This is a genomic window from Silanimonas sp. (genome assembly GCF_027531545.1).
In the GTDB taxonomy this organism is placed as follows: Bacteria; Pseudomonadota; Gammaproteobacteria; order Xanthomonadales; family Xanthomonadaceae; genus Silanimonas.
Genome location: NZ_JAPZSC010000044.1, coordinates 1 through 7,887, shown reverse-complemented (window position 1 = coordinate 7,887; position 7,887 = coordinate 1). Strand labels below are relative to the sequence as shown.

The following is a 7,887-nucleotide window of genomic DNA, read 5'->3' as shown; positions in this document are numbered from 1 at the left end:
TGCTGGTGGAGCGCGCCGCCGGGCTTGGCGCGGCCAAGCCTGGCCGGTGAGGCCCGCGGCCGCATCCCGGAGGCCAGGGTGTCGGCGATGAGACGGTCAGCTGACCTTCAGCGGCGACTGGTGACGGACGGCCAACGACCCAAAGCAGACCGGGACCGAGCAGGCCGGGCGGGCGGAAAGCCGTCGGCGACACGCTATTCCTGCGGCCAATCGCCATGCCGATGGACAACGCCTTGTAGTCAGTGGTGGAAAGCATTGGCGGTTTCAAGTCCGAAGCGCAACACCCGGTTCAATGAACTGAGGTCGAGGGCTTTTGGGAGCAGGCCAAGGTCTGCGCGAAGACCTCCAGCGGGGTCTGCCAGTCGTGGGTAGCGCGTGGTCTGCTGTTCAAGCTGTCGGCGATGCCGTCGAGCTCGGCCTGGCTGAAGACGCTTAGGTCGGTACCCTTGGGCAGGTACTGCCGGATGAGCCCGTTGGTGTTCTCGCAGGTGCCACGCTGCCAGGGACTGTGAGGGTCGCAGAAGTAGACCTTCACGCCAGTCTGTGCGGCCAGATCGACGTGCCGGGACATCTCCTTGCCCTGGTCGTAGGTGAAGCTTTTGCGCAGCGGGGCGGCAATCGAATTCAGCTTGGCAGAAAAGCCCGCCAGCGCCGATGCCGCAGTGGCGTCATCCATCTTGGCCAGCAGCACCAGGCGGCTCGTACGCTCGACCAGCACGCCGACCGAGGACTTGTTGCCCGCCCCCTTGATGAAGTCGCCCTCCCAGTGGCCCGGCATCACGCGGTCGTTCACCTCGGGTGGGCGCACATGGATGCTGACCATGTCGGGGATCTGCCCGCGCCGATCCTCGCCTCGAGAGCGTGGCATGCGGGTGCCGCGGCCGTGGCGCAGGCATGCGACGAGCTGCTTGCGCAGTTCTCCGCGCGGCTGCGCGTAGATGGCCGTGTAGATGGTCTCGTGCGAGACGTGGCGCGAAGGGTCGTCGGGAAACACGCGCTTGAGGGTAGCGGCAATCTGCTGCGGCGACCACTTCCAGTCCAGCATCGAGCGCACCACGCCCCAACCCAGGCCGTCGAAGGCCAGCTTGGCGGCAGGTCGGGCGGCCGCCCGACGGCTGAAACAGCTGACCTGCGCCGTGTGCGAACCGTAGGGCATTGCCGTCAAGGTGTTGCGCGCCAACTCCCGAGTGATGGTCGAAGGGCTGCGGCCCAGCGCCCGGGCCATGGCCCGGGCGCTGCACCCCTGCTGCTTCATGCTCGCCATCGTCATCCGGTCCTCGGGCTGAAGCTGGCGGTACTGCGTTGTCTGATTCATGTGCGCACCTTACGCTAGTGGGTGTTGCACTTCAGATTTGAGGCCGCCATTGGTACTGCCGTTCGAGCCCCGGAACACTCGAACGAGCGAAGCGCCGTCACCCCGCACGAGACAGTCACCCGTCAAACTTGCCGTGCCGGCCGGCTCCAGCCGAAAAGCGGCTCGAACCGGCCAACGTTTCACCGCTGCGAATGGTTGCGAGCCCTCGGCGTATCTCGTTGGCGATGGCGCTCGCGTCGTCCAGCCCGTAGTGCTCCAGCAGCGAGAGCCGATCGTTGCGCAGTCCGGCTTGTGGAAAGCCCACCAAGCTCTTCGCCAGCGCCGTGGCTTCTGCCTGTGCCGAGCCATCGTCAACCACCCGGCTTACCAATCCGATGGCCAGGGCCTCGTCCATCGCCACCGGTCGGCCCGTCAGTATGAGTTCAAGGGCCCGACCCTGGCCGATCAGCTGCGGCAAGCGAATGGTTCCCAGGTCCACCAGCGGCACGCCGAAGCGCCGGTTAAAGATACCCATCACGGCCGAACGACCAGCCACACGCAGGTCACACCACAGCGCGAGTTCCATGCCCCCCGCGACGGCGTGGCCTTCGATCGCGGCGATGACGGGCTTGCTCAAGCGCAGGCGTGTCGGTCCCATCGGCGCGAAGTCGCCGTCGGGCTCGACCGGCTTGCGTTCGCCGGCCGCCAGCGCCTGCAGGTCAGCGCCGGCGCAGAAGGTGCCACCCTCACCGGCGAGGATCGCCACGTCGCTGCGGTCGTCGGCATCGAAGGCCTTGAACGCCGCAAGGAGCGCGCGCGCTGTCTCCAGGTCCACGGCATTGCGGCGAGAGACTCTCCGGATCGTGACCGTGGTCACCCGTCCGGCCGTGTGGATGGCAACGCCGGCGCTCACGCCACACCCTCGCCTGCCGCAGTCGACTTGTGGCCCTCCGGCGCCGGCGCCTTCAGGATCGTGCCTTGCGCCGCGGCACACAGCTTCTCCACGCCGTCGTGCAGCGCAAACACGTCGCAGCGGCTGACGCCCTGCGTCCGACCGGCGTTGAGGGTCCAGGCCCTGGCCACCAGGGTCTGGCCGAGGGCCGGCCTCAGGTAGTTGACCTTGATTTCCGCGGTCAGCACTCCGCCGCCCATCGACAAGGCTGCGGCCATGGTCAGAGCGTTGTCGGCGAGGTAGGCCACCACGCCGCCGTGCACGAAACCTCGGCCTTGCTTGAGCTGGTCAGTGATCAGCAGGTGCAGCTCCACGGCACCATCGCCGTACGACACCACCTGGGTGCCGAGCATTACACTGAAAGGCTGCGTCGCAAGGGCGGCGCGACCGGCGAGAAGCAGTTCCTGGGCGTTCATGGCATTTCGCTCAAGCGGTGGCTTGAGAAGCAGGCGAGACCAGCGAGTAGGCGTCGCGGTTGTCGCGCAGCCATTGACCGGCGCTTTCGTTGTGCATCTGGCTGGGATGAAAGTGCGGGATCAGGTAGGCCTTCCAGGGCTGCCGCAGTGCGGGCACCAGACCCTGCCGTCCGAACAGGAATCGGACCGCGCTGGCCCAGGTCGAAGGCCGCCACCAAGTGCCGTCGTGCCACAGGTTGTTGAACGTCTGGCGCGCCAGGTCGATCAGAAACAGGCGGGTGACGAGCCGGTAGTAGCGCACCCGCCAGGTGTCGCTTCCGCCCAGGGCCAGGTACACGTCGATGGCCGTGGACTTGTGTTCGATCTCTTCGCTGAAGTGCCAAAACCACATCGTGTTGATGCGGTCGTCGGTGCTGCGAAGCAACTCTGGATGGGCCAGCCCCCATTCCGACAGGATGGCCGTCAGGTGCTCGGTGGCGGCCGTGATGCCCACGGCATGCCGCGGGTCGGCCAGGGCGGTCGACGCCTGCCGCCTTTTGCCGCGCGCCTCCCAGTGGTTGACCAGACCTTGCACTTCCAGATGACCGTTGAAGAGGCCATGGATGCGGCGATGCGTGGCTTCCTGGCCAACGAAGCCCTTGACCTCGGTGTCGAAAGCCGCGCGCTGGTCGGGCGGCAGCGAGGACACACCGCGCCTGACCGCGTCGATGAAGAACTGCTCACCTCGCGGAAAGCTCATCGACAAGGCATTGAAGAAGGCGGTGCGGAAGGCATCTCCGCCGCACCAGTGGCGGGGAATCGGCAAACCGAGGTCGATGTGCAACCGACGGATGGTGAGTGCGCTCAAGGTGGAACCCGAAGTGAAGGATCGTGCAGTCACGGGGCGGAGAAGTCGACGGCCTCGAGCCGCGACAGACTCTCGCCATTTCCGCGCAGGGCTTGAAGCAGGGAGGTGATCCGCGGCTGAATGGAGCCCACGAAGTCGAGTGCCATGGCCACCTTGTTGGTGTGCCACGTGTCGGAACCAGACACCGCAGCCAGCGCGATCCGGGCCTGCATCCAGCCCATGACGCAGTGGCCCAGCAGCTCCAGGAAGGCCGGCGCCGCGTGTCCTGCGGTTTCGCGCTTGAACAGCGCATCCACGCCGAGATGCGCTGCCACCGCGGCGACCTCCTCGGCGCAGGACCGCAGCCAAGCCGCCAATGGCGACAGGCGCGGGTGCTGTTCGACCTGATGGGCCGTCTCGCTGAAACGCGCGCCCAACAGCTTCAGCCGTGCGCCCTGATCGGCCAGCACCTTGCGGCCCAGCAGATCCAGCGCCTGGATCGCGTTGCTGCCTTCATACAGGCGGCAGATGGCCTGGTCGCGCACGAGTTGTTCCATGCCCGTCTCGACGATGTAGCCCGAGCCGCCGAACAGGCGCTGCGCGGCGCCGATGTGTTCGGCGGCCTGGTCCGAGAGATAGCCCTTCACCACAGGGGTGAGCAAGGCTGCCAGGTCGCCGGAGCGTCGACGCTCGTCGGGATCGGGATGATGCTGCTCCTGGTCCAGCTGCAGCCCGACCCAGGCCACCAGCGCTCGCGCGCCATCGATGAACTGCCTGTGTGCCAGCAGGGACCGGCGTACCAGGCTGTGGCTGATGATCGGGTCGGCCGGTAGTTGGGGCTGTGCCGCGCCTCCCAGCGCACGGCCTTGCAAGCGCGTCCGAGCGTGCTGCAAGGCGTTCTGGTAGGCGATCTCCGCCAGGCCCACGCATTGCACACCGACCTCAAGCCGTGCCGCGTTCATCAGGAGGAACATGCAGCGCAGCCCTTGCCCCAACTCGCCGACCAAGCAGGCCTGCGACCCTTCGAAGGCCAAGGCGCACGTGGGATTCGCACGGAGCCCGTGCTTGTGCTCCAGGCCGATCAGGCTCACGCCGTTCCGCTCGCCAAGCCGGCCGTCGATCAAGCGCTGGCGCGACACCACGAACAGGCTGATGCCCTTGGTGCCCGCCGGTGCATCCGGGGTGCGGGCCAGCACGAGGTGAACGATGTTGGGCGTCAGGTCGTGTTCGCCGTTGCTGATGAAGCACTTCTGACCCGACACCCGCCACGAGCCGGTGGCGTCCTGCATGGCCACGGTCTTCACGAGGCCCAGGTCGCTCCCGGCCTGCGGCTCGGTCAGGCACATCGTGCCGCTCCATCGGCCGCTGGCCAGGTGCGGTGCAAACATCGACAGCACGTCGGCACTGGCAAATCGCGCGAGGCAGGCCAGCACGCCTTCGCGCACATTGGCCAAGATGGAGAAGGCCAGATTGGCGGCAGCCAGGTTCTCGGTCGCCAGGGCGCCCAGGGCACGCGGAAAGCCCTGGCCGCCCAGGTTGGCCGGTACCGTGAGCGAGGGCCAGCCCGCCGCCACGTAGTCACGATAGGCCTCGGGCCAGCCGGAAGGCGTCTGAACCTGGCCACCCTCGCGGCGACAGCCCTCGCGATCGCCACTGGCCGCCAGGGGCAGCAAGCGACCCACCGCAAACCGCGCAGCGGCTTCCAACACAGCCGTGGCGTCGGCGGCTTCGATCTGCGCGAACGCATCACATTGCCGCCACAGCTCGGGGGCGCGAAGAACGTTCTCGAGCACAAAGCGCTGCTCACGCAGAGGGGGGGCGAAGTCCAGCATGGTCGAGCTTTCCTGCGTGGCTGTCTTCACTCGCCCTTGAACACCGGCGTGCGCCTTTGCATCATGGCCACCACGCCTTCGCGAAGGTCTTGTGTCTTGAGCAGACCCATCAGGCGCGGCATCAAGGCGGCCAGTGCGGCAGCTTCGCCCTCGGCGTGCGCCTGGTGCGCCGACTCCATCAACGCGCGCACGCCCAGTGGTGCCGCCTGGGCGACCTGCTGGGCCAGGGCCACGGCGCGTTCGAGCAGCTGAGCAGCAGGCACCACCTCGCTGACCAGCCGCATGCGCAGGGCTTCGCTGGCCGAAAACTCTTCACCGGTCATCATGTAGCGCATGGCATCACTCCAGCCGGCGGCCCGGGTGAAACGGATGGAGGCGCCGCCGGAGGGCGTGATGCCGCGAAGCACTTCGGTCTGTGAGAAGCGCGCCGAGTCGGCGGCCAAGGCGATGTCGGCCGCCAGCAGCAGGTCCAGGCCCGCGGTGAAGCATGCGCCCTGCGCGGCCACCATCAGCGGCTTGCGCCGCAAAGGGCCGGACACGGCAAAGGGGTCGAGCCCCTCGCTGGGGTAGCTCAAGGTGCCGCTGGCCATCTTGGGTGCGAGCGCCATCAGGTCCAGGCCCGCCGAGAAGTGCTCGCCGTGCGCGAACACCAGCGCGCAGCGCAGTTCGGAGCTGCGTTCGTACTCGCCGAGCGCCGACGACAGGTCGAAGAGCATCTCGGCGTCGAAGGCGTTTCGCTTGGCAACTCGGTTCAAGCCGATGAGAAACACGTGGTCGCGGCGTTCGCGGGTCACGGAACCGGCGGTGCTGTCGTTCATGGGGCCTGGGATTTCTGACTGAGGTGGATCGATGCTAGGCAGGCGGCAAGCGGTGGACTAGATCGCGATCGGAGTACAAACTGGCTCCATGAGAGAACCAATCGCGCCTGAATCGGCGGCCCTGCCCATGCGCATCGATGCGGCGGCCGGGCTGGATGCCAACGCACTCGAGCTGTTCGCCCGCGTCGTTCAAGCGGGCAGCTTTGCGCGGGCGGCGCGCAAGCTGGGGCAGGAGCGCGCCGCGGTGAGCCGGCGCGTCGCCGCGATCGAGGCCTTGGTGGGCCAGCCCCTGTTCGCGCGGACCACTCGCTCGCTGGGACTGACCGAGGCCGGCAGGCGCCTGGCACACAGCGCCAAGGCGGTCCTGGACGCCGCGGAAGCAGCGCGCGGCTCGCTGCGGGCGACACAGGCCAATCTGGCTGGTCGGCTACGCATCACCTGCGGGCCCAGCCTGGGCCGCAGCATGCTGGCGCCGGTCCTGGCGGAGTTCCAGCAGTTGCACCCCCGGCTGGGCTACGAACTGCTCTTCACCGATCGGCGAGTCAACCTGCTCCGCGAGGGCGTCGATGTGGCCTTTCGCATCACCCGGGTTCCGCCCGAGGACCTGGTGGCGCAGCCCGTGCTGCCCTTCCGCATCAGCGCCTACGCTGCGCCCGGGCGGTTCGAATCGCTCTCCTCTCCTGCCGCGCTTGCATCACTCCCGTTGCTCTTGTTCGGGGCCGCGCGAGACACACCGACAACGCTGATGTGGCGCCTCGGCCATCAATCCCAGCCCGTGCAGGTCTCGGGGGTGGCCTACAGCGATGATCTGGACGGCTTGATCGCCTTAGCGGTGGCAGGCGCCGGTGTCGTCATCACGATGGACTGCTGCGTTGCCAGGCACATTGCCAGAGGTGAACTCGTGGACTTGCTGCCCGCTTGGAATCTTCCCTTGGCAGAAGGGGATACGGTTCACGCGCTGACTTTGCCCATGCCGGAGGCCTCGGAGAGCGCACGCGCCTTGGTGAGGTTTGTGTCGGAACGATGGCTGCATGGCGTGCACGCTCGCTCGGCACCTTGAGCGGCGCCGATGGGGCTGTCCTTACGGGCTTGCGCCGCGCACACCTTATTGACGAGCAATAGCTTATGCCGATCCGACTGACTGTGCGACGGCGTGAACCTGGGAGAGACTTGCGGTAAATCGCTTTGCCGTACACCGGACATTGGTCAATGGCTGCAGTTGGCCGTTATGAAAAGCTTTCCATAACGGCCATTATGAGAAGGTCGCAGTTATGAAAAGTTGTCCACCAAGTTGGTCCGCCTGGCCTCGTACGGGTGGCCAATCGGCTTGCTGCAACTATTCATAGTTTCGTCGCCGCTCCGGGCGGCAAGCGCGGCGGCGACGGCGCTGGTCAGGTTCTGGGGCGGTTCGATGGTGGCTCGGCTTGCCTCGTACGACCCGCGCCCCCAAGGACTGTTCACCTTCGCAGCCACCACGGTGGCCGCGAAGGTCACCACGTTGCGCAGGGCAGGAGTTATGAGAAGCAGATCAGCTCAGACAAGCCTGCCTTCAGAGGCGAGAGGACGGCCGTTGATCGCGCACTTCTCATAAATGCGACCTTCTCATAATGGCCGACTGCTGGCGGCTATGAGCGTCCGCTTCCCGGACTCAAAGCCCGAAGACGCGAGGCTGAGCCGTCCGGCAGCTTGCGGGAAGCTCAAAGGACAGCTGAGGTTCGATAGCCTCAGCGGTACATTGGCTGTGCCGAT

At 66.7% G+C, this 7,887-nt stretch carries 7 protein-coding genes; 1 reads left to right on the top strand and 6 read right to left on the bottom strand.

From position 1 onward, the window contains the following. Positions 1–289: 289 nt before the first annotated feature. The 6 genes from O9280_RS15505 to O9280_RS15480 all read right to left on the bottom strand — a co-directional run bounded on the left by O9280_RS15505 (position 290) and on the right by O9280_RS15480 (position 6,138). Positions 290–1,315: an IS30 family transposase gene (locus O9280_RS15505; RefSeq protein WP_298344783.1), complete on the bottom strand. Its 1,026-nt coding sequence runs from the start codon at positions 1,313–1,315 to the stop codon at positions 290–292. Positions 1,316–1,430: 115 nt separating this feature from the next. Beyond that, positions 1,431–2,207, bottom strand: coding sequence for a crotonase/enoyl-CoA hydratase family protein (locus O9280_RS15500; RefSeq protein WP_298344780.1), 777 nt, complete (start codon positions 2,205–2,207; stop codon positions 1,431–1,433). Further along, positions 2,204–2,662 (bottom strand): PaaI family thioesterase, encoded by a 459-nt coding sequence (locus tag O9280_RS15495; protein ID WP_298344777.1) that lies wholly within the window; start codon positions 2,660–2,662, stop codon positions 2,204–2,206. The genes O9280_RS15500 and O9280_RS15495 overlap by 4 nt, the downstream gene beginning before the upstream one ends. A 10-nt stretch (positions 2,663–2,672) precedes the next feature. After that, complete coding sequence (locus O9280_RS15490; protein ID WP_298344774.1) at positions 2,673–3,509, bottom strand: metal-dependent hydrolase; 837 nt, start codon at positions 3,507–3,509, stop codon at positions 2,673–2,675. A gap of 29 nt (positions 3,510–3,538) precedes the next feature. Continuing rightward, on the bottom strand, positions 3,539–5,320 hold the full coding sequence (locus tag O9280_RS15485; RefSeq protein ID WP_298344772.1) for an acyl-CoA dehydrogenase: 1,782 nt from the start codon (positions 5,318–5,320) through the stop codon (positions 3,539–3,541). Between the two features lie 26 nt (positions 5,321–5,346). After that, complete coding sequence (locus O9280_RS15480) at positions 5,347–6,138, bottom strand: crotonase/enoyl-CoA hydratase family protein (RefSeq protein WP_298344769.1); 792 nt, start codon at positions 6,136–6,138, stop codon at positions 5,347–5,349. 127 nt (positions 6,139–6,265) lie between these two features. Between O9280_RS15480 and O9280_RS15475 the strand changes: the two genes are divergently transcribed. Continuing rightward, positions 6,266–7,198: a LysR family transcriptional regulator gene (locus O9280_RS15475; RefSeq protein ID WP_298344766.1), complete on the top strand. Its 933-nt coding sequence runs from the start codon at positions 6,266–6,268 to the stop codon at positions 7,196–7,198. Positions 7,199–7,887 lie beyond the last annotated feature (689 nt).